The organism is Halomarina ordinaria (genome assembly GCF_030553305.1).
Classification (GTDB): Archaea; Halobacteriota; Halobacteria; order Halobacteriales; family Haloarculaceae; genus Halomarina; species Halomarina ordinaria.
Window position 1 is genome coordinate 1 of sequence record NZ_JARRAH010000004.1, and the last position, 24,162, is coordinate 24,162.

The window sequence follows — 24,162 nt, forward strand, 5'->3', positions numbered from 1 at the left end:
ACACGTCGTCTCGATCTTCACGCTCATCCCCTGCTCTGGCATCCGCCCCGAACTGAACAATAGTGTAGCCACGTTCGGCCCGTTGGTCGGTCGCCGTCCGCTCAGTCGAGCCGGGATAGGTCGCGAACGTTCCCCCGATATCCTCGTAGGCAGGCGTGTGATCGTCGCCGAGAAGCGCCACGTCGAATCCAATAGAGGACGAGGACAGAACGCTGGGAAGCGACCACTCCGCATGCGGGACTAGCGGCTCAAACGCGCCGTGCGCGACCAACACCGCGTGTTCGGCATCGTGCTGTTCGAAATCGTATTCCAGCTGATCTCGTCGCGATGGGGACACGTAATCCTGCCCGTAGACGGCCACGTCGTCCAGGACTGTCGGCTCATAATTGAGATGAATCGCATCAGCGACCTCCGAGAACACGGAAACCCATTGCTCGTCGCGAGTCGAATCGTGGTTCCCTGCGACGGTGAGAAAGGGAATATCGGCTGCCTGGAGCCGACGGAGTTGTCGGATTGCGTGAAGAAGCGGCCCGATGCGCGGATTCGAATCGTGAAACATGTCTCCGCTGTGAACAACACCGTCGACGTCGAGATCAATCGCGTCGTCGATTACCTGCTCGAACGCTGCGGCGAAGTCATCGGCCCGCTCCTGGCGATGGTATTGATGATACCCAAGATGAGTGTCCGACGTGTGGAGGAGGACGGTCATCGGTACACCCCAATACAACGGCTAGTACTACTCGAAACGGTATCGAGGCAGCTCTCAAGGACCCATTCGGCGGTTTCCTGATATTGGGCGAACGGTGCGGCGGTCGATGTGGATTGGATGCTACTCATGGATTCGTAGTCAGTGAAGGGTGTGGACTTCGAGCTGCGTATCGAGCGGTGGGTCGAGAGCGCCCAGATCGGTATCGCCGACGAGCGCATCGAGTGTGCCCTCCCATACCGGTGGGTGGTCAAGCACGTCAAGGTCGTCGAACAAGCCTTTCCAGAGACCCGCGCGCTCGTACTCCTCAACCTCTGGTGGGATGACATCGAACACCTGCTCGGACGCGACGACGATCAGTCCCCGCTGCATTCTGGACATAGCAACGTTGAGGCGGTTCGGATTCAGCAGGAATTCCGACTCGATCTGAACGAAATCGGGATCCGAAGCAGTCGCCGACACCAGAATAACCGGCCGCTGCCCGCCCTGGTATCGTTCGACGGTGTCGCACTCGACATCGTTCAGATAGGTGTCCAGGAGACCGCGCTGAGCGTTGTGTGGCGTGACGATCCCAACAGCGTCGTCGGGGTGGCTGGATTCGGCGATCGCCGCCCCAATGGCCGCCTCCACTGGATTCGACTGGCGTGAGGCGTCCTCGTCGTGGACGATGAGTGTCAGCGCGTGCGGGACAGCATCTTCGGCGTCGAGAATGTCCGGATCACAGAGCACCCGTCCCACTCCTCGGCTAACCGGTGTTGGCCGGCGTACCGTCTCCCTCTCTTCGGAGTAGTACGGGATTCCGTCCTGTTCGTAAATATGCTCACGGAGGAACTCGGCAACTCGCTCGTGACACCGATAACTTTGCTCTAGCTGATACAAGGGGATCGTAGCTGTGCCAGCAACGACACAGCGCTCAGCAGGATGATCGCCTCGAGTGCAGTCATCGACACCGATATCGTCCCCCCGGAGTAGCCGACAGTAGTCGAGAGCTGAAAGCGATGGCCGACGCTCTTGAGTCGTTCGGCGGAATTCACGCTCCCACTCGTGCTGGCGAACGGGGGGCATCTGTCGCTGGTCGCCGGCGACCAACATCTGCGCGTCGTCATGGAGGAAGGCCCCAACGGAAAGGAACGACGGGAGCCGCATCATCGAGGCCTCGTCAACAGCGAGTATATCGAAGAACGACGCGTTTCCGGCCAGCCAGTCCTCGGGGGTCCGGTCGCCCCCCTGCATGACGTCGAAGTTATCGACGAGTTTGTACAGCCGGGCGGGCGTGCCAAAGACGAGCGTCTGCTGGCCTGTTTGGCGACGAAGTCGACCGACGATCCGCCGAAGCTCCGCATCGTCTTCGTGGTAATCAAGATAGGTGACGTGCTCTAAGGAGTCGTCAGGTTCGTCGGACGTCAGCCGAACGAGTTCGAGGTGATCGAGCAGGTCATCGCAGCCGGTATCCTCAGCGCGTTCCCCCTCATTTCGATACGCGACTAGAGCCGCGTGGACATCCTCAAGAACCTCGTCCACGGCCTTGTTCGACTCTCCAGCCACTATCCCGGCACAATCACGGTCGTCGACCGCATAGGCTCGTACCCGGGCGAGGGTCGCATGTGCGAGTGCCCCCGATGTCTTCCCAGTGCCTGGTGGACCCTGCAGGAGAACTAACTGAGCGGTTGTCTCCGCAATGAATCCCTGTTGCTCTGTGTTCGGTGGAGGGTCCACGGTCAGTTCAGCTGTATCTCCTTCGCCTAAGTCGGGTCCGTCTTCCTCGGGACCCTCCTCTGGGACGTCACCGACATCGACCGTCTCTCGATCTGGTGGTGTGGCCCAATTGAGGTAGCCCTGGACACCAGCATCCGAAATCGCGTCCGTTGTTAGGGTCTCGAGTCGCCCGGTCGCAAGATCGTCGATCAGGCGGCAGAGCGTGTTGTTCTGTGCTTCCCCAAGGAGATCGTAGGCACGCTGAGCGACGATATCGTCGGTCTGCTTGTCGAGAATGAAGATCTCGTCCTCGACGAACAGGTATGTGCTGTCGTCCTCGTCGTCTGGATCGATAGTCCATCCTCGATGCCACGTTCGATACTCGCGATTCCCTTGCCCCCGAGACGGGAAGGCGGTGAGATGGATCGTTCGTTCTTCAATATCGAGGTCCTCAACGGTGAGCGCGGGCCCGTGTTCGATGTATTGCGGTTGCGGGGAATCCTGTGGGTCGGCGTGCCGATCCAATCGGTTCGCGACCACCCACGAGCCCATCGTCGAACCGTCGGTCTCTTTCAGTCGACAGGCCCGGGCAACCCGTTCCCCGTCGTCGAAGAGTGGATCGTAGGGAAGATGGCCGTCGACGTGGAGAATGTTTGTATCACCATCTACCCAGGCGTCGGTGACGACAACCGGGACAGCCTCGCCATTTCTGATGCGCTGGGTGACTGGCAGGCCGTACGATTTGAGCTGGTCCCGTCGACCCGACTCGTGTTCGAGTGCGAGAAACTCCGTCGCGGCCCGGGCAGTATGACTCTCTCCGAGAGTGAACGTGGAGAGCTCGTCGAGAATGATCGGTCGCTTGGTGAGGTCCGCGTTGCGGTACTCGAGAGAGCGTTCTAGATGAGCACAGCCGTGAGCGAATCGCATCACGAGCTGTTCGAGATCCTCAATCGTGATCCGAGTGGTCTGAGCGTCCTCGTCGATCCATCTGAACGGCTCGACAGACTGATAGCCATCTGACTCCTCTTTGATTTCTGCCGCCCACTCGGGTGTGAGCACCTCGTGAGCGGCCCATATGTACTCCAGTGGAATCTCCGCTCTCCCCCGTGGTCGGGAGGGATAGTAGCCATCGCGATCGTCTTCGGCATAGAGGGCAAGGCCAGGGCGCTCCCGCCGATAGCCAACGGTGTAGTCAAACAGCTTGTAGTCGAACGCCTCCTTGAGATCAACCTCCACTCCGTCCGACCGGGTATACCCCCAGTCACGCCGATAGAGGGTATCCTCATCGGCTTCACAGACATCAAGTGCTGGTAGGAGCCCGACTGTGGGAATACCGAGAGCACGCCGCTCACGGAGCTCCCGCTGGACAATGGAGACCATTGCCTGCTCGTCATGATCGAACGCTTCGTCGCCCCGACCACTAAGAGCCGCCCGGAGCCCAAGCAGGTCACGAACTGCGGACGCTCCGGGGACTTCCTGCCGAGTCGCGGCCTCGACGAGGGTCTCGTACTCACTGTTCGTGAAGAAATAGAAGTGGACAGCGGCCTGATCGGTATCCATCGCTGCGCCGAGGGTCTGGACGGCACGGAACAGATCTTCCAGTCCGTCCGTGAGTAACTCTTCTTCAAGCGCGGTGGCCTCGGCCACCGAGTCGGGAACAGCCGACGCGACATGGCCGAACCGGACGGAATCATCGGCGTTCGACGCGGACACATACCCTCCGATCGCGTTGATTCGGTCGTAGCGGTGGTCTCGCTGGATATTGAGGTAGATCCGGATCATCCCACCCCGCTCGATGGGCTGATTGAGATCGAATCCAGGATCATCAGCGGGGAGTGCGCCATCGCCGCTCCCGACGAGCCAAACGGGCGTACGCCCGCCAGCGGCAAACGTCGTTCCAGGGGCGACCCGCCCCCAGAACGATTGGGCACGCTGGATGTGATTTTGAAGCCGCTCCGAGACCCCCGGTTCGTCAAGGAGCGCCTGGTACGTCTCACGGTCGCGAGGACGGAGGTCGTTATAGTCGTAGGGGCGCGGCTCACCAGGGGGGTACGCCAGTCCGGCGAGGTCCTCGATAGTGTCGACACCATAATCAGCGAGGACTGCCTGGTCGTTCCGCGATAACCCCAGCAGTGCAGTAGATCCCGATTCGAGTGCCTCAGTGTAACACGCTTCCTTGTACGCACAGCCGTGGCATTTCGGCTCAAGTTGGTAGGTGACCCGGTCTGACTCAGCGTTGTAGAGGTCATCGAGTGGACCGTCTTCCCGGATGAGGCGACGTACGTCTACCTCGCGGTTTCGGAGGTCAAACGAAGGGAAGGCCTCCGGTGCCGCGTCGTCGAACTCGTCAGTACGGATGATGATTCCTCCCTCGATTACATAGGGGAAGTCGACGTCGACGTGTTCGAGAAACTGACGCAGGAGAAGGGTGTAGCAGGCAACCTGAATTTGCTGATAGGTCTTCTCCTCGTGGGCGGCTTTGATATCGAGGATGCGAAATCGTAGCCCCACCCGATCGGTGTCGTTCTCCTCGGCGTCCAGCGGGAGGGGCCAGCACACCAAGAGGTCGGCATCTCCGGCGACCGGCCACGCGTCTAGATGGTTGCCGAGTCGCGCCTGTTCGAGGATGAGTGGCACCGTAGGATCAGGAAGATCGAGTGCCGCATCGAACGTATCGAGCAACGCTGGCCGAGAGCGTTCCCACGTCTCAATATGATCGTGATCGCGGACGTGGGCATGATCTCGGAGCTCGTCGACGACCTGCTCTTCGTAGTCGTTCCCGTCTTTTGCCAGCAGTAGGTTCAGCGGGTGAAAGGCCTCTTTGTAATCGTGCTCACGCCGTCGTTCGGCGGCGTACTCGTCGTCATACTCGAACTGGAACCACTGCGGACAGCCATCAAGGTTGACGAAGCGCCCAAGCTTCGATGGAAGGACTGGCGGTTTCTCAAGCACTTCGGCGGGGACCTCAATGGGCGGAGGAGGTGTCGATGACGTGGCCATATTTAGTATCCCCTAGTTGTTGTGACAGCCGTCATAATCGTTCGGCTCAGGACAGCTATCTGACCGAGAGACCGAGGAGAATGCCCCGTGAAATGCTGCATCCCTCTGATCACACGTACGGAACCCCCCGGATAAGTTCCCCACTCAGGAGATACCCCTTCCGCGCATGCTCGGCACAGCGGTCCGCATAGTAGGTGGTGATAGGGAGCCGAGTCGACCGGCTGATCGATCCCACGTGGGCCTCCGAGAGCCAGTAGGCCTGCTTCGCAAGGGTCTCCAAGTCGGTCGAGCCGTGACGCTTGACCAGTCGAATCGGCCGAGGCGTTCCTGGGACGCGTTCCGGATCCCCGGTCGTCGCGAGGTACGCGTGATCAGCGTGCTGCGCGACGAACCCGGTCCCCTTGTTCGCGACCTCGAAAGTGTCCCCGGTGTAGTTAGCGATCCGAGGGTTCCCGCTCTTCCGGATTTCCACCAGATCGAACTTCGGGATTAGTTCGGCGGCTTGGTCGAGCCGTTCCGCCAGCTCGTCGACATCGAGATAGTACTGCCCGTCGCGGTGGATAATTACGTGTCGGGGGGTATCGTCTTCCTCACGGAGATATACCGACAGGAGATTCTTGATGATATCCACGATGTCGTCGATCTCGAACGTCTCACCGCTCTGCAACGACACGGACTGTGACGCGAGAATCGTCCCGTCGGCGAGGACGACGTTCGCGCTGGCACCAAGATGCTGGCCGGTGGCGGGATCGTACGTGACATCTAACCCGATGAACACGTCCGTCTGTCCCGGAACTTCATGGATGCGCCATGGGATTCCCCCGCACTTCGCGACTAAACCTGAGGCGATGTTTCCCAGATAGGATTCCTCGTCTAGGTTGGAGACCTGGATCATCTGGGAAGGGAGTTTTTCCTGCCCCCACTGGCGCTTGAATTCGGGGTACGGATCGTCGATGTCGGGTTGTGTCTTGAGCCAGTCCTGATCGGGAACGACCGCGACGACACCGTCGTACTCGGTCGCCTGTTCGGCCACCTGCGTATACGCGAACTCGGATCCGAGACTGTAGGTTTCCTGATTGAGGCGAGTCGCGTTCGCGTCGTAGTCATTCAGTTTCGAGAGGAGCCGTCGAACGAACTCCCGACTTCCTTCTTTGTACTGCTCGGGGTAGACGGTGAGTAGGTCAAATGATTCCGGTGACTGGTGGACGCCGTGGTTTTCCAGCCCCCGAGCGCCGTAGGAGGCAGTCTGACCGCTACCGAACCGGAGATTGTTGCTCCGCGTGTTGACTGTGAGCTCGTCGTAACAGGTGTTGGATGGCTGCGTTGCAGGCTCGAGCCCGAGCGCTGGTGTCATCCCCAGCGACTTCACGAAAGACGTCGCGATCGAATAGCGCTCATCCGGCGTCAGTCGGGCGGACCGTTGGAACCGCTCGTGGAAGTCTGGGTCGACGATCTTGAGCTGATCGAGCGTCGGGACGATCCGGCAATAGTCGAGCGCCTGCAGCCCACTGAATGAACCGTAGTCGATGTGGGCCATCACCGGCTCGCCGGCTGCGACGCTCTTAATGAGGTCTTCCTCAACGTAGCCGCTTTGGTCGTGATACTCAGCGATTGACGAACCCATCTCGGGTACACGCTCGGTGTACCCCGTGTCGGCGAGTTCGGTGACGGTTCCCGTACCAGAATTGTCGTAGACGTCCGTGTCGTGCTCGACACTGACCCCTTCGATTTCGTATCCACGGTGAACGTACTCGGCCGCCGAAAATGTCGATGCGAGACGGAAGCCGACGTTCACGCCACAGATAACCGTTCCATCGGAGTCCACCCATATCCGACACTTGTACTCACGAGCAGCAGTGAAGTCGCCGCTGGTCGCTTTGAGTTGCGGGGCGAACTCAACGATCGAGTTGATCGCGTTGATGACATATTTCCCCCGGAGAGACGCCTTTACGTCCTGTTTGACGAGTTCACGCAGTGGCTCTTGATCGTCGAACGACTGGGGTTCGAGCGTCGCGATCCCTTGGTGAACAGGACGAACGGTGTATCCGTTGATTGAGAGGTTCTCGTGGAGTTTGTCGACCGCGTATACCCGCAGCGGGCCGTTCGTGGTAACAGGTGCCTCACTCTGGTAGCGGAAGCGCGCTGCGGCCCGGGCTGTGAAACCTAGCACGCCGTTGTCGAGATCGTCGTCCGACGGGTCAAGGCCCCCAGGAACATCGAGTTCGTACTTATGGACATCCAACTGTGAGAGATTGCCCAGCGGGAAGTGGAGAAGATAGTTGCCGGGAGCAAGCGACTGCTGCGCCAACGCGGCGCCGCCGTCGGCGGTCGTCTGCCCAGTCTGTCGAACATCCGAGGCGGGTTGGAAGTCGGACTCGTCAGCCTCCGTGGATTCCGTACTGTTCGGCGCCGTATCCGACGTTTCGGCCGTGCTGGTAAGGTTCGTCGGATCGCTCGCAGCAGCCGGCGGTCCATCAAGCGGAACGATTTCGAAGTCCCACGAGGGGACGAGCTGGAGTTCATCCCAGTTCTCGTAGTAGTTGCCCTCGGCTCCTTCGAGCCTGTACCAGCGACCCTCGTCCCAGTCGAACGTTGCACAGTCGTTGCTCTCGAAGATGACCAGCGGGACTTCAGCGCCGTCGGCATCCTCGAAGAGCACCTTCCGCGCGAGACTGCCCTTGTGGATTCCGATGATCTCCGTCGCGCGGAGTTCGATAGTCAGCTGTTCGCCGTCAGTGATCTCCTCGCGCGTGTTCATACATACACCCCAGATGAACGATATCTGCTCCGGTGGCGATAATCGGGGCCCAGGACGGCGGATAGTCGGTATTTGACGGTTTGTAGGCTCGGTTTCGGCCCCCTTGAAATTCGTGGTCGTCGTGATCGGGTAGAGGGTCGCACGCCGGTATGATGCAGCATACCACCCTCAACGACGGCCTAGCGCTTAAAGATATCGGATATCCACATTACAACGTAGAAATTGGATCACTCCGATGTTATAGTGAGTGTTCGGGCTTCATTAAACATAGTTTATAAGAGTATTAGTAGTAGCGCAAAGCACTTGTCCCTCTAGTTCATACTAGGATTGTGCTTACAAGTCGACTCCAGCGGGATCTCCCACTCTACAATGAGTGGTGGCAGAGTGGAGATCCACCTAGCTCAGACGACTCGCCGTATCGAGAGTCGCGACGCAGTGATTACAGGAATCATCTCGACAGCGTTCGCGAGCAATCATTTTACGCACTCGTAGGAGCAGACGGGAGCGGAAAGACGGCGACGCTCTATCAGATTGTCCATGATTTCATCGTTGATTACGACGTTGAGCCCGACCACGTCGTATACGTTCCGCTCGAGAATCCAATTTACGCACTCGAAAGCGATCAGTTCATCATCGATATCTACGAGTGGTACACTTCGTACATCCGCCGACAGACATCGGAGGACGGATCGACCTATTTCCTCTTCGATGACATTCACCAGCTGGATAATTGGGCAGAGCAGGTCAATGAGCTACTTGCTCGCTCGGAGTCGCTCCACGTGGCTGTGACGTTGCCGACAGAAGTACCTGAAATCGAAGATTTCGATGGTTCACTATCGGATAATCGATCCATTCTTCTCCCACCGAAGTTCTATGACTTTGCGAGTATCGAAGCGGGTGTTCCTGAAGCAGACAAAGAGGATTTCATCTACCATATCCGAGATGGTATCGCTGCGAAGCGTGGGGTAGACCTCACAACGATTGTCGACGAATGTCTCACACTTCACGATTATCTCGCCACGGAATGTGATGATTTGTCGTCTGTCGTAGACAATTATCTATTCAACAGTGGGCTTCGTGATGAAGAGGGCCGAGGACTTTCAACGATCAAACAACGACTTCAGTTGGCGCTATACAAAGATGTTCAGCAGTTCTATTCGATTGAGGATGCAGGGGATCTCTTCACGCTTTGTGTGTTAGTGGCTCAAGAACCTGTTCAGGAGTATCAATTCAGTCGACTTACGAACCAGTTAGATACCGACCGGCGGACAATCAGGAAGTATCTCGATATTCTTCAGGACTTTTTCGTCCTCTCCCCCTCGTACAAGTGGGGCTACGAACGACACCGGACTCTCCGGATGTACCTCCGGGATCCGCGGTACGTGAGTGCCCTGAATCTCTTATCGGATGCCGATTCAGCCCCACGGACGGATGATCATCGAGAGAATCTCATCCACTCGGTTGTGTATGATCATCTCCGTCGGCTTAGCTTCTATATGAACGATTACACCGACGTTGATATGCCAGTTCGCTATTGGGACGAAGCAAATGAGACGGTTGAATTTGTCCTTGACGTGTACGGATCTCCAGTTCCTGTCGCTCTTAGTACTCGTCGGGGCGAAGATGCTGCGACGCAAGCGGTCATCGACTGTCTTGACGACACAGAAGCTACGCGAGGAGTTGTTGCGGGAGAAGATATCCGACAACCATACGCTGGTGATGATCAAGTCCTTCGTCTTCCACTCTGGATGCTACTCTACATATGTTAGATAGATATCAGACGATCAATACTAATTACAAACTCAGAGGATGAAGTGTATAGATAGGGCAATCGATTCCAACAGCAGTTATGGCGGTTTTGTTGACTTCTCTCGGTTATCGAGGAATTGATCACACCACGTCGGAAGGGAATCCATCGGTCCATTTTCAGTTACTGCCCCATCGCCTGCAATCCGGGTAAACACGCCGTCCCGTCCCCACGCACACACTACTGGCTCCTGGTCTTGATCGGGTCGAGTCACGATTCGCTGATGGAGCCGCGACGGATCCTCACTCACATCCTGCAGTACTGTGAGGAGCTGTCCTAGAAGTGGATGACCTGGTGCAAGATGCTGAACGGATGGGAACTCGTCAGCACACACAGCCGAGAACGTCACCGCCACTTCATCAGCAGCAGTCGCAATAGCCTGTGCAATCGTCTGTTCCCCATCCCCGGCTGGGACCTCAATCGGTGCATCACCTACTGAAAGGCGATATGTACTGTCCGCAAAGTCGAAGTCCCCGTCATCGTACTCGAAGTCAATCTCATGAACCGGAGTGAATTCGACACCGGCCTCGGCAAGAGCGTCGTTATCGACCAACACTGACTGAAGACTCGGTGTCTCGAACGGAGGTTGATACTCGTATTCCTCCTCGCCGACATCGACAAGATCTGGGTGATTGTAGGACTGCCACGCATCAAGTTTTGCTTCGTCGACAACGTCCTGAGCGACGAGGTCGTCGACGTCCTCGAGTGACTCTCCGACATCGACGCGATCGCCCTGATCGCGTTCTTCGAGTTCTTCAGAGAACTCGCGGTCAGCTGACTCGACCGCAGTCTGGTCGTCAGCGCTGTCGGCGTTCAAGGTCGCATCCCGAATCTGTTGGCTGACGCCTGAGAGTATGGGTTGCATCTCACCGACGACATTTTCGAAGAGACCAATCCGGTCGTCAAGGCGATCATAGATGTCCGTCTCAACCGTATCCTCGTAGCTGTAGTTGAGAATGCGAATCTCGTCGAATCGTTGGCCGATGCGGTCAATCCGACCGATACGCTGTTCAACCCTCATCGGATTCCACGGCAGGTCGTAGTTGATGAGCGCCCCACACTCCTGGAGGTTTAGCCCCTCACTCGCGGAGTCGGTACAGACGAGGATATCGACCAGGCCATCATCACGTGAGAATTCACGCTTCACGCGCTCTTTCCCGACGTGCTCCCACGTTTCAGAATCGGGGTCGTACAGCTCGCCGCCACGACCGGAGTACGTCGCGATTGTCGCTCCAAGAAGGTCCGCGAGACTGTCCCGGATGAAGTCCATTGTGTCCGCGTACTGCGTGAAGACAATCACCCGGTTGTGACCAGCCCGGTCCAGCTCGTCGAGGTCGTTGTACAGCTGCTGAATCTTCGGATCTGTATCAACCAAGTCTAAGTCGTTGACGAACGCTTCCAGGGCCTCGATTTCTTCCTCGATAAGCTGTTTCCCCTCTTCAGTCACGCTCGGGATGAGTTCAGAGAGGTCCAAGTCGTCGCTACTAGCGTCGAGTTCATCCAGAACATCCCCGTCGTCGAGGTCTGCGTCTTGTAGCGTTTCGAGGACGACCTGCTCCGCATCACCATAGTCCCGATCACGAGCGCGTTCCCGTCCGGCAAGCACGGTTCGTTGCGCCCGAAGTGTCTCAAGCCGGTGTTTCAGGCTCTGACTGATCGCATAGACACTCGACGTGAGTCGCTGCCGGTACGTGGTCATCACGAACCCAATGGCGCGTGTTTGGGCTTCGTCAGTCTGTTGGGCTCGCTTGTAGAATTCACGTGTGTACTCGTCGATCTGGTCGTAGACCGCCCGTGCCTCCTCGGTGAGTTCGATTTTCCGTTGTTCGGGATTTCGGTTCGGAACGGTTGTTTCGAGGAGACCGACTGCCTCGTACTTCCGGAGTGTATCCCGTGTATTCCGGTGAATGAGCGCGTCGACGGGCGTGGACTCTGCGAGAACATCGCGGATGACTCGCCAACCGCCCGGGGAAAGTTCGTCAAGTGCGTCCTGTCGGTCGCTGCGGGACGCCATCAACCACTCGTCGGCGTCTTCAGGATAGAGGAGCCGTTTGAGTTTCGTATCCTCGCTCGCCTCGAAGCGGTCGATGTCATAATCTGCCATCGCGTCGTCGACATGGTCGAGATAGCCGTCGTAGGCGTCTCCATAGGCTCGTGCGAGCCGGCACGCGGTCAGCACACGCTCTTTGGCAATGGCACGGTCCTGTCTGTCCTCATTGATCTCGAGTTCGTCTGCAAGGTGCTGGAAGACTTTTGAGGAGAATGGTCGGTCCGTCGGGAGCCGGTCTTGGTGTTCCAGTCCATCGAGCGTGGCTTGCGTGTCCCAGGAAGCCTCCGCTTTGTCGGACTCTGAACTAGGGTTGTCGAGAACCTCGTTGAGGGCCCGCGACAGCCCGTCTCGGGTTTCGAAGAACTCCATGAAGGTATCCCGGTTATCCCAACCACCCGGAAGATCCAGCAACTGCATCAGATCGTAAAGTTCGCCTGAGTGCAATTGCATCGGTGTAGCCGTCAAGAGGTAGTAGGCGTGCGTATAATCGCGAAGCTGTTCGAGAAGAGCGTAGAAATTACTGCCACGTCGGGCGTTGTGCGCCTCGTCGACGATGACGGCGTCCCACACGCCCATCCGGTCTTCCGTATCGTGGTCGCGTCCGCGACAGCTTGCCGGGATGACGTCCCGAGACCGGTCGGATACCCGGTCTAAGGGAGCGACCTGATCCCACCGGTCGTCGAGACGAGCCGTGTGCCAGGACATAATGACGACCGTCGGCCCATCCAGCGGCGACGATACATCGGCATCAGTCGACTGCTGTTCGTAGAGGAACCGCCAGATGGGGCTGTCCGTCCATTCGCGCTCCCCAGTGAGGTCGAGGTCCGTTGCCGATGGTGGATAGTGATCGCGACCGCGGACATCCCGGAATACGTGATCGCCCGCTGTGTCCCGGTCAAATCGGACGGCGTTGATGTTGAACTTCTCCCAGAGCTCTTCCTGCCACTGCCGCTGCAGACTCGCCGGAACCAGCAACAGCCCGGTTTCAAGCTCCCCGGTGAGTCCAAGCCGGGAGAGTGTAAGACCGGCCTCGATCGTCTTCCCGAGCCCCACCTCGTCACACAGCAAGAAGCTCTGTGGATATGTATTGACGAGTGTGTCCGAGACAACTCGTTGATGTGGCCACGGCGTGATCGTGCTCGCTTCCTCGGCCAGTGCGAGCCCACCGGGCGAGAGCGGTCCATCCTGAATGATGTTCGCTTTGTCGCGCTCCGTCGGCGGAGCTGTACCGTTCGCGATCTGAATCGCTTCCTGGAGATCGCTCTCGGTGTCTGGGGCTTTCCAGTCGATGATGTCCTCTTCGATCGCCTCGGGGAGGTCATACACTTCGACGAAGGGGTGTTCATCACTCCACAGTCGCTCGAAGGTTTCCTCGTCGCCGGCGACGTAGTCCGCCTGTTCAGGAACCCACGACCGATGAACTTTGAACCGCTCATAGTTGCGAGCCCAGCCGCCGACCGTCTCGTTGACGCTGCCCTCGAACGAAATCGTGTTTCCGCCGCTATCGTGGAAGAGTCCAACTTTCGGATGGAAGATCTCCCAGTCGTGAGAGGGAGAGCGTGGATAGGCGACCTTGATGTGGATCCGGCCCTCGCGGAGGAGACGCGCGAGAATACGGAGGTTCGCATCCAGGCGTTCGTCATCGAGGTCCTCGAGGTTTTCCTCGAGGCGGTCGGTGAGCGTCTCTAGAACCGGACGGTCAGACTCGTAGAGTTCGGTGCCGACGATGAGGCGCATTTCACCATCGTTCTCGACGAGGGCGTGAATGCCGTTGGCAGCAGCCGCGAGTGCCGTACTCGAGAAGTAGCCCGCGATCCGGTCGTATTGCTGACTGCGTTCCAATGCGGGCTCGTAGAAGTCCTTGACGAGATGGGCTCGCCCCTGCTCGGGCTTGCTCTCGTAGATCGACTGCCACTCGCGGTCACGTAGATTAGTCATACTGGAGGGGTTTCGAGTTAGGCGTGGTCACCGAGTTCGGTCTGTTCGGCCCTGTCTTCTGAGACGTCAGTGAAATCAGTAGGGGTGAATTCGAGACCGAGTGCGTCGTGGGTCCGACCTAAGGCGAGGTCGCGAGCAGCCTCCCATTCAGGATGATCCTGGGGGAGTACCTGCAAGAGTGCTTTTAGAGTGGCTTTGAATGGCGCATCCGTATCGAAATTCCGTTCTTTGAGCCAATCAATTGCAACGTCTTCACCTTGCTTCGCGTAAACATGCATCGCTGCGTGGACCGCATCCAGTGCAATTGTGAAGGAAATAGCATCTGGATCGACTGGTTTCCGGTTAGAACGTTCCTCTTTGGGGAGAGTAATATCTTGTACCCTATCGTCATAGCCACGCAATTTGATGTCACCTCGGCGCTTTCGCCAAAGTTTGGTGGAACGCTTGATTTCGTCGATATCGACCCCAATACCGAGTCCTAATTGGTGTCCCTCGTCGTAATTGAATGTATCTGACTCGTGAACAAGCCACGAGAGGACATACCATTCTGTTATGTCGTCCAATTCACCCAGACCTCCCCCCTCCAGATACTCATCGACAAGAATCTGTGTCACAGCTTCGCGGGCTTCCTCTAATGCGCGCCGCGGCGGCACTGGTTCATCTTGATCATCGACAACTGGATAGGCATCAGCGTATACTTTTAGAGTTGGACCGAATGCGGAAATGATAACATCAGTCTTCGTGAGAGAGAGAGGCCCGAATCAAGAAGATCCCGTGCAGCGTCTTTCGCGGCAAGCCGTGTGTCGGCACGCACATCACTCCAAAGAGTTGGTACATCACTATCGATCGGAGATGAGCCTTCGGTGGTCTTCCGCCCAGTAAGTAAGAGAGTGCTATCAGCAGACCCACTATCCTGAGTGTCGATTCTAGCAGGCATCTCACTAGAAATCGGGTGTGTTGATGTTATCGTAAAGCCAGAGTTGATCAGGGATTTGGTAAGAGTATCCCAAGCATCTGTTTCTTTGTGCGTGAACATTACAGTCATCACTCCACCAGGCTTGAGAACGCGGTATAATTCTGAGAAGATCTCGCTCATTTTCTGCTCATATTCATTATTTGCTAATTCTCGCTTAGAATCAGAGCCGCCTGCAATACCTTCAAATCGGCTGGGATTTGCAACCGCTTCATCATCCTTGTTCGTGAGATCCGGCTGGAACTGGTCAGGATAGACGTCGTCTAAATATTCCTTCATCCACACATAGAACATATCAGATAGTTCTGCATACATAATACTGCTATAGTATGGAGGATCGATCACAACGGCCTCAATTTCGTTATCCGAATATGGTAGACTCGCAGCATCTCCCGTAGATAGTTCCGCAGGGGAAGCATCGTCGGGAAGATAAGATACCAGTTCTTCATAAGATTCAATTATTTTTCTAATGGCAGATTGGTAACTACCCATTCCACCGACCGACATATTGATATCGGCAAATGATTTTGCAAGAGACAGGTGTTTACCCCCCATCGCGTTCGAAGGATATCCTTTCCCTGTATGCCATGGTGAGAATCGCGAATTATAATCAACAAGTTTGCCCGGAACTAAAGAAAGAACTGTCAGAAGTGCTTCTGCCTCACCTTCCGGATATTCTTCTTTGATTTCATCCTTCTTATCCTCAAAGGACCTGTAATACTCGTAGTGAGAGACCAGCTGGCGGGGAGTGAACATATCCCTCCATTCATGAATTCCATGTTCCCGTGGTTCCCGGGTCTTTTCTCCTTCTGGTAGAGGAGTAGTCAAGAACGATGCAAGATCAAAATCAGACTCAATACGTTGTTCAGCACTCGTTAATGCCTCATAATCAGCTTCATTAGGAGCCCGGAAACTGTAATTTCCAGAGGAGTTCATATAGCGGACGCAGATGATGTCATAACTGAAATCCCCCTCCTGATGCATTTCTACGATATCCTCAGATTCAGTCACGATACCACAATTCAAACACTCAGCGTCACCACCGCGAGAGACCGTCCCCTGTTTGTGATCAAATTCGTCTAGTTCTTCCTCAGTTGGCTCAATCAGACAATCGTACCCAATCGAGCCATCTTCAGCCACTTCTGGAACAGAGATAACGGTATCTGCACTCCGTCGTGTACGAATAGACCATTTCGAAACTAACGGTATATCTGTTCCACAGTCGGGACAAGTAACAACATGTGCGCAGACGTAAGAATCGACGGAGTCATGCTCTCCTTCTGAGGGGAAGTATTGTTCCAGTCGCTCTTCCGCAAGGTCATCAATACGTTGGCTCCATTGCTCCAAGTCGTCCTTGAGTGACCCAACTCTTGGTGCGTAATTCAATAATACCTGTAGGATTACCGAAGGAACCGGGTTTAGCTCGTTAGCCTTAGTCGGTAAACCATATCTGATAGCCTCGTATGGAATTATGCCCCCACCCGCACACGGGTCTAATACGGTTGGAAGTTCACCATCCCATGTCTCTTCCAGTATTTCATGGATATCACGTCTCTCTTTTTTATTCGGTGATTGTGTAAATGGACGAGGATAGCCATAATGTTCACCCAGAGAACCACTTCTATCCCCCTCACTAGCTTTCTTTTTCTCAACGTATTCTGAGATGTCTCCTTCAATCCCCTCTTTGGGGCCGATTTGTATCCAACTGAGTATTTGGTCAGAATCTACACCCTCAGGGAGGATAGAGGCCAAAGTCGCTAACCGAGCTGCAGGAGTAGGACGGCGAGCGAACCAAGGGTGAAGGTACCGATGAGGAGGCATATGTTTGGGGTTTGCCTCCTTCAAATTCTCTATCCCTACGGCTTTTAGTGGTAGTTTTCCTTCTATTGCAAGATTCTGTCCCTCAATACCGTCTGAATTAGAATTATCCTCAGTCATTTTTCTATTTGACATGGTCCGTCAGCAACACTCGAAGGGCCTTTTCGCCGTTCGGACTCGACGGAGACCGACACTTTGCGTACCAGTAGTAACACTCCTCATCGCTCATCCGTGCAACGCCTCGAGCCAGCGACCGCATCCGGTCGATACGCTGAATCGGTTTCACGCCACGGAAGGCAACAGCAAGCCGGACGCCTGCCGTCTCGGGTAGGAATACGAATCCAGCCCCCCCAGTGAGAACTTCTGATGAATCTCCTGGCGTGCCCTCGACCGCTTCCCGGACGACATCCTGGAGCGCACGGACGCGGGTCGGGTCAAGCCGTGCGACCTTTGCGCCGGCCCACTCATCCCACGTCCAGCCATCGAGCTTGGAAAGGAGGTCGTCCCCGGCGACGTCCGAGACGAGATCCTCGACTGGTGTGATACTCAACGAACGACCATCCCGCTCCAGGCGATCACGGCGGGCTTCAGCCTGTTCACGAGGGAGTAGTTCGTGGAGCGTCCACTCGCCGCCACCGTCTGTCTCTCGTCGGACGAGCGTGAACGTCGGGCGGCCACCGAACATACTCGTCCCGTAGCGAACCAGCCGATCCTCCTCTGTTCCCTCAGCGGGTGAGGTCTCAAATTCCGAACCGCGACTCGCCATCAGACCGTCACCTCCGAGCTCGCCTGAATCGGGCCACGCCCTTCGACCCGGACGTCGATGTTGCCCGCATCGAGGTCATTATCGAGGGCAGCGAGGAGGTCGTCACCCTCGTCAGTGATCGGTTCGGGCTCGTCAAACTGGAAGCGGAACTGGATGGTCTCTCGATCATCACCGAACGAGCCGGGCTGGTCGATCACGTCCCGGAATCGGCTCGGTGACCCCGTGAATTCCGCGCTGTACGTCCCGTCGTCAGTCCGAGTTTCGTACTGCATTCGAACCGTCACCGAGTCTTCGCGAGCTTTGAATCCGGGACGCTGACTGATGAACTTGGCCGCTTGGAAAGGTTCGTCCCCACCGACCTGGATGGTCACCTCTTCAAGCAGCGGCGTCCGGTCAGTTCCGGCCTTCGATTCCGCATCGCGACGGACCTCCGAAAATGCCCGTGAGGCAGACATCATCTTCTTACTTGCCTCCCAGGACTCGTCGGGCTGGCACTCCTGGCATCGGCCGCGTTCGTCCAGCAGCTGCTCGCTAGCGACCTCTTTTCCGCAGGAACTACAGGTCGTATCGGACTGGTGTTCCTCACAGTAGTAGGGTTCGCTGCCTTCTGGGTTTTCAACCTCCGCCCCACACTCGGCACAGGTAGCAACCGTCTGTTCTGGCCGGTCGATTTCGTCGAGGTGGTCGTCGACGAGCGCGTCGATATCTCGATAAACGACGAAGGCGCCCCCGATTTGGACATCGCTGTCCCGAATCGAGGTCTCGACATCGGGAGATTTCGCGAACGGTTCCGGATGCGGCCACGTTTCAGGCTCCGTTGTCCCGACCCAGTACGCTGTCCCAGACTCGCCATCCCAGTATGCGTACCCGTGGTCACTAACGAGGGAGGAGACAGTCTCTCGAATCGGTTTTGTGCTGAAGAGGTAGTCCAGCCCCGGCTTCTTCGCGTATTGGTTGACCAGCGCTTCGGTGGACATAGCGTCCTGGGTCTGCTGCCAGAGTTTCTGTTGGACGTGAGCGGACCCACGAGCGCCGGCGTCGCGTTTCACGATCTTATCCTCGAGCGTTGTCTGGACAGCGTCGACCAGTGTCGTCCCGCCGTTGGATTCGGTCGCACCGATGGTGATGTGGGTGAGCCCGTCCCGGTCGGGGTAGTAGAGGTGCCGGTAGACGTTCCGAACGAGCTCTCCGAGCATCAGTTGTGCCTCGTCGCTCCGTTCTCGAAGCTCCTCGATTTGTTCCGAGGAGAGGTCGGCTTTCTGTTCAGGGCTATCAAGCAGGGCCTCGATAGCCTCGAGACGCCGAGCCTCGTCGATTGCAGCATCCATTCGATCAGCGTCAGGGGCGAGGAACAGAGCGTAGTTCTTGTAGATTCGCGTCTCAGTCTCTCCCTCGTGTTTTGCGGCTTGCTGCTCGTAGAGCTGAGTCACACGATTTGGCGGCGTATCGCCGCCGTCTTCGACAGCAGCGGTGTCCGGATGCATCACCGCGAGCTTCGGCGTATCCGGGGTATCCGGTAAGTCCGCCGGCGATTCAGGGAACTCCACCGGCTGGAAGCCACCATCGCCGATTTCCTTCGAGGTGAGACGGTTCTGGAAACGCGAATGAGCGCTTGCTTCGGGGGTAGACTCGATCCGCTGGTCGATGATCCGGATCAGATTTGGTTCTTGCTTGAATCGGAGGCGCTCTTCCTCGTAGAGGAAGTAACACGCGACGTCCATATCGTCGCCCCGGAGTGCGGATAGAGCGGCATCGTAGTCGTCGAAGTTCAGATCGGGATGGCCGATGGCGAGGTTCAGATCGGCGTGAGTTAGGCCTGCGGCCTGTTCACCGTATGCGAGGCTGTGCCAGAGAACTGTCGTCGTCAGATGGGTACCGAGAGGGGGGAGACCGTTTTCGGTCCATTTTCGGTCCTCAAGCTGGGCGTGCGCGGTACCATCGTCGTCGTAGATGTCGGCGGTCACTGCGGGACCGAGATCGACGAAGTCGAATAGGCGCTCACGAAGGATCGTCTGAATCCCACCGCCAGGGTCGTCATCAGCGACTGTGAGGTCGTAGATCCGAATCCAGTGACGGTCGTAACTGTCGGGCTGGTGATTCCAGAGGTAGTAGACGGCTCGAGCAAGCAAGCGGAGGGCATCACGCGTGCGCTGGAATCGAGGGATCGTATCGATCTTGTCTGTGAGAGCGTCGATTAAGGAGGGATGGAAGGGGTACTCGCGAGCGAGGACATCCACGTAGCCAGCGTCGGTGGCTTCCTGTGGATACTGCCGATCTTCCTGGTCATAGAATTGGAAGTATGAGTCGGCGGCTTCGTGCGCGGCGTTTTCTGGAACTTCCGAGAAGAGTCGGTGCTGAAGGACTTGTCCGATCTCGTTTTCGTCGGTCGGCGTGACCGTCTTGTGCTGCCGCCGGCCAATCTCATTGACCTCCTCGATATGGTCACGGACGCCATCACGAACCCGGTCAGCCTGCTCACCAAAGGCCGTATCCGCGATAGAGTAGACGACCGTGACGTGCGCGGATTCGGCAGCCGCTTCGAGGAGCGCCATCACGAACGAAAGCGTCTGATCGGCGAGCGTCTTGTCGCCGACAGGCGTGCCCGCGGCTTTGTTCATGTAGTCGGCGATTTCGTCGATCAGAATGAGGGCCGGCTGGTCGTGCTGAGCGAAGAGTTTCGAGAGGGTCCCCTCACCGGGGGCGTCCCGGTCTTGGTCGTAGTCCTTGAGGTACTCGTAGCCATCGAGCCCATAGAGCTGGTACGCGAGTTCACCCCACATCGTCCGGGTATTCGGAGCATCCGGATCGTCGTCGGCATGGCGGGCATCCTTGCTATCAGCCTTCGTTCCGATGAAGACCCCCGTCGCAATATCGAGGCCCTCTGCCACCGCATCTTGATAATCGGCCGCAAGCTCCTCGTCGCCGTCCAGCAGGTAGTGCGAGAGGTCGTCAATATCTACGGGGTTCTCAGCAAGATGGTAAGAGGCAATGAGGTCGTGCGTTTTCCCACCACCGAACCGTGTGTCGAGACAGAGAATGCTCGAAGTATACGAGCTGGGGTCGTACTTTGTGGTCGCCAAGAAACGCCCCGTGAGATTGGAGAGCAGCGTGCGGAGACCCTCCGTGGGATAGGTCATATCGTAGAACGAGTCGGGGTCTCGATAGACTGGTGCTGCCTTCTCAGGGTTGTGGACGACAGTCGAGAGTTTTGCAGCGAACTGTTCCTCCTGGAGCGAGCCGTCTAAGACATCGTCTCGTGGCTGACAGCTCTCGAAAAGAGAGGGGTACTCACTACTCATCGATTTCCTCCGTGGATGATGAATCAGCTGCTGGTTTGGACACGATCACAAACTCACTCTCCTTGCTGTTCTCGATAATCGCCTTGGCGATTCCCTTGGATTCGGCGACATCAACCTTGATGGCGTCCCCAACTTCTGCATCAAATTGGTCGAGTTCAGGTCCCGACAAATTCACCCGGCCCGATTGACCGGTGTTCTGTCCAATTGTCTTCTGAGTCATCTGGATAGTCACATCACCTAGCGGGAATGTTATAACCTTTACTTAGTCTAAGTTCCCGATTTTGTAATGTGGTATTTCTTCTACAGCCCCTCCCCCCACTACCCCCTGAATACTAAGTGACTGGGGGTAATCGGTCTACTCACAATGCAAATTAATGGTGGTCCTCGCGACCACCGATATGGGACGTACTGGGATCGTATCCCGGAGTGTATGCCGAGGCACGTTCCGCTAGCAGACCTGGGAGACTTCTCCATACCCCGTAAAGAGACGGGAGTACTCTCTAGAGAGGAGTTTCCCTATCCAGTAGTCCCGGTCAGCGACCAATACCAGTTACATCTGTTTCCGGCACCTGACCATATCCGGCCGATGCTGGTTCGGCTCACCGATGGCGAAGTGCTCACCGATGGTCACGAACCGTACGGATTCTGGCTGACCGTCGATGGGATTGCCGAAGCTCGAGAGACTCTTATCGCACAGGCAGAGAACTCTACGAACCAGACGGCCCCTCAAGAACTCGGAACCGCCCTCCAAGACGCACTCGCCACGGATGAACTTCTACACGACATCTTCTCAGAGCAGCTCACTGAGAAGCTCCGTCCACCGACCGTTCGTTGGCTTCGTGACCGTACCAAGTCTGTAAGCGCAGACACTGTCGAATACACCGGAGGAGCGTACGTCAAAACGGAGTGGACCATCGAGTTGGAACCTGAATCAAACAGGGGGGAGCGATCCCCACGGACACTCGAGTTCCACACCGATGACCTCATTCAGCAGGATTCGCAACGGTTCACGGTTGATTACCGGCAGCTCTTCCGCCAGCAAATTCGATGCTCAAACACCTGGTGGACGGATCTCAGCAATTACTGGATCTCCTCGGCAACGGTCGAAGATATTGTAGACGACGATTATCCCACAGAAGACGAATCTGCATTCTCGCTCCGCCAATCTGGGAAGGCGAAGTACCACCTCGTACGGAATGAAACTGGGACGACCGTCTGTGGTCATGAAGCCCGTTCAGGCGACACCCGGCAATTCTCCCCAGATACGCTCCCGATGCCAGCGGCACTCTGCAATCATTGCTCCAGAAAAGTCAAACGACACCTGATTCCCAGAGAATAGTGTCAATTCGGGCTGAATCGCTGATCGTGAATAGCTGAACACGATAGAATCAGGCGGTCCGCAACACCTGTTTAAACCAGCCAGAAGCGGTACAGCACCAGAATATTATGACGTTCCAGTCGTGGTATCTTCGTATGAGTATCCCCGATCTCGCCCCGATACGGGAGTCTCTTGATGCCAGAATCGAGGAGCTGGAAGAGGAGCAAAAACGACAGGAAGAGCGGCACGAAGGAGATGGAAGCACACCGGCGGTCTGGGACAAGGTGGAACCGAAAATTCGGCGAGGTGTCGTGGAGGACTGCCAAGATGATCTTGACGGCGTGGATGAACCAGACGAGATTTTCCGAATATTGGCTGAATGGCGCCGTAACGAAAATCGAGAGTGGGAATTCAACCGGAACAGTTCCACGGTAGAGAACGAACGGAACAACATCAAGACGGCTGAAATTCGGATCTGGAAGGAGGAGCTCATAGAACTAATTCCCGAGTCCGAATTCAAGACCTGCGGCCTCTGTGAGTCTATTCAAATGCCAAAAATCGACCGGCGCAGGAGTCGAGGGTATGTATGGGAATGTCCTGACTGCTTCTAGTCTGGGCCCACGAACATCTATTATACTGACGACAAGAGGGGGAGTATGGGCGCATCTGATTGGGCTGGCAGGATGTGTTTGCGACTAGAAGAGGAGTTTGACATAAGCGAGGACCGGGCCCTCCGTATCACGACACTCGTTCGACTACTCCGAGGGGAAGGATATGAGGATGTCTTTGGCGAGTACGGAAGCGAACGACACCAGAAACTCCAAAAGCAGCTGATCGACGAACTCGATAAGTCACTCCTCGAGCAGTCCGGCAATACGATCGAAGAACGCTGGAATAACTTGATGGATGAGTTGGACTGTCAAAGTCGCGCTGACAACGGAGTATACCTCATCCCCTGGAGTGAACACGAAGCCGACGACTGGCAAAATCCCGGTGTGACGAGTTCTCGCCCGTGACACGATGTTCCGGAAATCCCGGAACCCTTGAATTTCCACGAGTGGTCGTCGACGACGAGAAGAGCTCGCGAGACCGGGTCGCTCTCGCCCACGAAGCGATCGAGACCTACGACGCCTCGTACTACGAGACGCAGCTGGTTCGAGCGGTTGAGAGCATACTGGCACCTCTTGACTGGGATCGGAATGACATCCGACGAGAACTCAACGAAACACATGTAGTCGGTATCACAGACTGGACCTGACGAACCCCCTCCCCCCTTTTTCGAGTTGTAAACTCGTGACGCCGGGGAGGGGGTGAACAGCAGGAGGGCTTGCAAAACAGCCGATTGTGGCGGATATACGCGATAGAGAGTCTGAGAGTCTAATATCCTAACTTGCAACTAGATATGCCAAAGTTTATGTAACACGTTGCCTTACCATAACCGCACTAGAGACAAATAGTACATATCGTCTAGCTCAGCTAGACGATTGATGTCTCGGGATGTAGATAACGACTCCATCTCGCTTGTGGTTCTCATCCCGTGTATTATCGCGTCTCACCGCCTCTATACCAACTTTAGTTACCTCAACTCTCGTTACACTACGTCTTGGATGGCCTGTTCCCCCGCGACTTACAACTCGAAAAAGGGGGGAGGGGGTGAAACATTCGAGATCACCAAAGCGGCTTCTCCAGCAATATGTCCGAAACCCGGCATTCCTCTCACTCGTGAACGGATTCTACGAGCGGCGTTCTTTCGCAACCATTCTGGCGCTTACTACTCGAAAACGGGGAGTGTGAGAAAGACCGTATCACCCTGGGCATCATTCACAAAATCCGGATTATGTGGATATTGCTCCGAGACCCACCTCGACTCACTTCTCCTTACAACGTGAGGGTGGGTGCATCGAACCATGTGTGTTACAGCCTCCCAACATCTTACAACTCGAAAACGGGGGGTCCGGGTCATCGAGGAAGTTCGACGATAGCGAGCTTCGTTGAACCGTTACAACTCGAAAACGGAGGGTGATAGATTCCGAA

At 56.4% G+C, this 24,162-nt stretch carries 13 protein-coding genes and 1 pseudogene; 5 read left to right on the forward strand and 9 right to left on the reverse strand.

Features of this window, described 5'->3' with window-relative positions; genetic code table 11:
* The 3 genes from P1Y20_RS17130 to P1Y20_RS17140 all read right to left on the reverse strand — a co-directional run.
* Positions 1 to 709 (reverse strand): DNA repair exonuclease (locus P1Y20_RS17130; protein WP_304449932.1); only part of this gene is annotated, 709 nt, incomplete at its 3' end.
* A gap of 138 nt (positions 710 to 847) precedes the next feature.
* Positions 848 to 5,401: an AAA domain-containing protein gene (locus tag P1Y20_RS17135; RefSeq protein WP_304449933.1), complete on the reverse strand. Its 4,554-nt coding sequence runs from the start codon at positions 5,399 to 5,401 to the stop codon at positions 848 to 850.
* 109 nt (positions 5,402 to 5,510) lie between these two features.
* Complete coding sequence (locus P1Y20_RS17140) at positions 5,511 to 8,159, reverse strand: Piwi domain-containing protein (RefSeq protein ID WP_304449934.1); 2,649 nt, start codon at positions 8,157 to 8,159, stop codon at positions 5,511 to 5,513.
* 329 nt (positions 8,160 to 8,488) lie between these two features.
* Here P1Y20_RS17140 and P1Y20_RS17145 point away from each other — a divergent pair, with 329 nt between their 5' ends.
* Entirely contained in the window at positions 8,489 to 9,928 is a 1,440-nt protein-coding gene (locus tag P1Y20_RS17145; RefSeq protein ID WP_304449935.1) for an AAA family ATPase, read from the forward strand.
* A 78-nt stretch (positions 9,929 to 10,006) separates the two neighbouring features.
* Here P1Y20_RS17145 and P1Y20_RS17150 read toward each other — a convergent pair whose 3' ends face one another.
* From P1Y20_RS17150 to P1Y20_RS17175, 6 genes are read right to left on the reverse strand one after another with little or no spacing between them, the layout of a single operon-like run.
* Positions 10,007 to 13,954, reverse strand: a complete 3,948-nt coding sequence (locus P1Y20_RS17150) for a helicase-related protein (RefSeq protein ID WP_304449936.1) — start codon at positions 13,952 to 13,954, stop codon at positions 10,007 to 10,009.
* A gap of 17 nt (positions 13,955 to 13,971) precedes the next feature.
* Positions 13,972 to 14,607 carry a hypothetical protein gene (locus P1Y20_RS17155; RefSeq protein WP_304449937.1) on the reverse strand — a complete coding sequence of 212 codons (636 nt, stop codon included), beginning with the start codon at positions 14,605 to 14,607 and terminating at the stop codon, positions 13,972 to 13,974.
* A 47-nt stretch (positions 14,608 to 14,654) separates the two neighbouring features.
* Positions 14,655 to 16,880, reverse strand: coding sequence for a DUF1156 domain-containing protein (locus P1Y20_RS17160; RefSeq protein ID WP_304449938.1), 2,226 nt, complete (start codon positions 16,878 to 16,880; stop codon positions 14,655 to 14,657).
* Entirely contained in the window at positions 16,870 to 17,511 is a 642-nt protein-coding gene (locus P1Y20_RS17165) for a DUF7680 family protein (protein WP_304449939.1), read from the reverse strand. Before P1Y20_RS17165 ends, P1Y20_RS17160 begins: the two co-directional genes overlap by 11 nt.
* Positions 17,511 to 20,810, reverse strand: coding sequence for an ATP-binding protein (locus P1Y20_RS17170; RefSeq protein ID WP_304449940.1), 3,300 nt, complete (start codon positions 20,808 to 20,810; stop codon positions 17,511 to 17,513). The genes P1Y20_RS17165 and P1Y20_RS17170 overlap by 1 nt, the downstream gene beginning before the upstream one ends.
* The gene (locus P1Y20_RS17175) at positions 20,803 to 21,030 is read right to left on the reverse strand and encodes a hypothetical protein (RefSeq protein WP_304449941.1); all 228 of its coding nucleotides are present in this window, start codon (positions 21,028 to 21,030) and stop codon (positions 20,803 to 20,805) included. The genes P1Y20_RS17170 and P1Y20_RS17175 overlap by 8 nt, the downstream gene beginning before the upstream one ends.
* 210 nt (positions 21,031 to 21,240) lie before the next feature.
* Here P1Y20_RS17175 and P1Y20_RS17180 point away from each other — a divergent pair, with 210 nt between their 5' ends.
* From P1Y20_RS17180 to P1Y20_RS17195, 4 genes and pseudogenes are all read left to right on the forward strand, one after another.
* The gene (locus P1Y20_RS17180) at positions 21,241 to 22,149 is read left to right on the forward strand and encodes a hypothetical protein (protein ID WP_304449942.1); all 909 of its coding nucleotides are present in this window, start codon (positions 21,241 to 21,243) and stop codon (positions 22,147 to 22,149) included.
* A 134-nt stretch (positions 22,150 to 22,283) separates the two neighbouring features.
* Positions 22,284 to 22,739, forward strand: coding sequence for a hypothetical protein (locus tag P1Y20_RS17185; RefSeq protein ID WP_304449943.1), 456 nt, complete (start codon positions 22,284 to 22,286; stop codon positions 22,737 to 22,739).
* A gap of 45 nt (positions 22,740 to 22,784) precedes the next feature.
* The gene (locus tag P1Y20_RS17190) at positions 22,785 to 23,144 is read left to right on the forward strand and encodes a hypothetical protein (protein ID WP_115864171.1); all 360 of its coding nucleotides are present in this window, start codon (positions 22,785 to 22,787) and stop codon (positions 23,142 to 23,144) included.
* A 41-nt stretch (positions 23,145 to 23,185) separates the two neighbouring features.
* Positions 23,186 to 23,386 (forward strand): annotated as a pseudogene (locus tag P1Y20_RS17195) (type B DNA-directed DNA polymerase); the annotation flags it as partial.
* Positions 23,387 to 24,162: the final 776 nt, after the last annotated feature.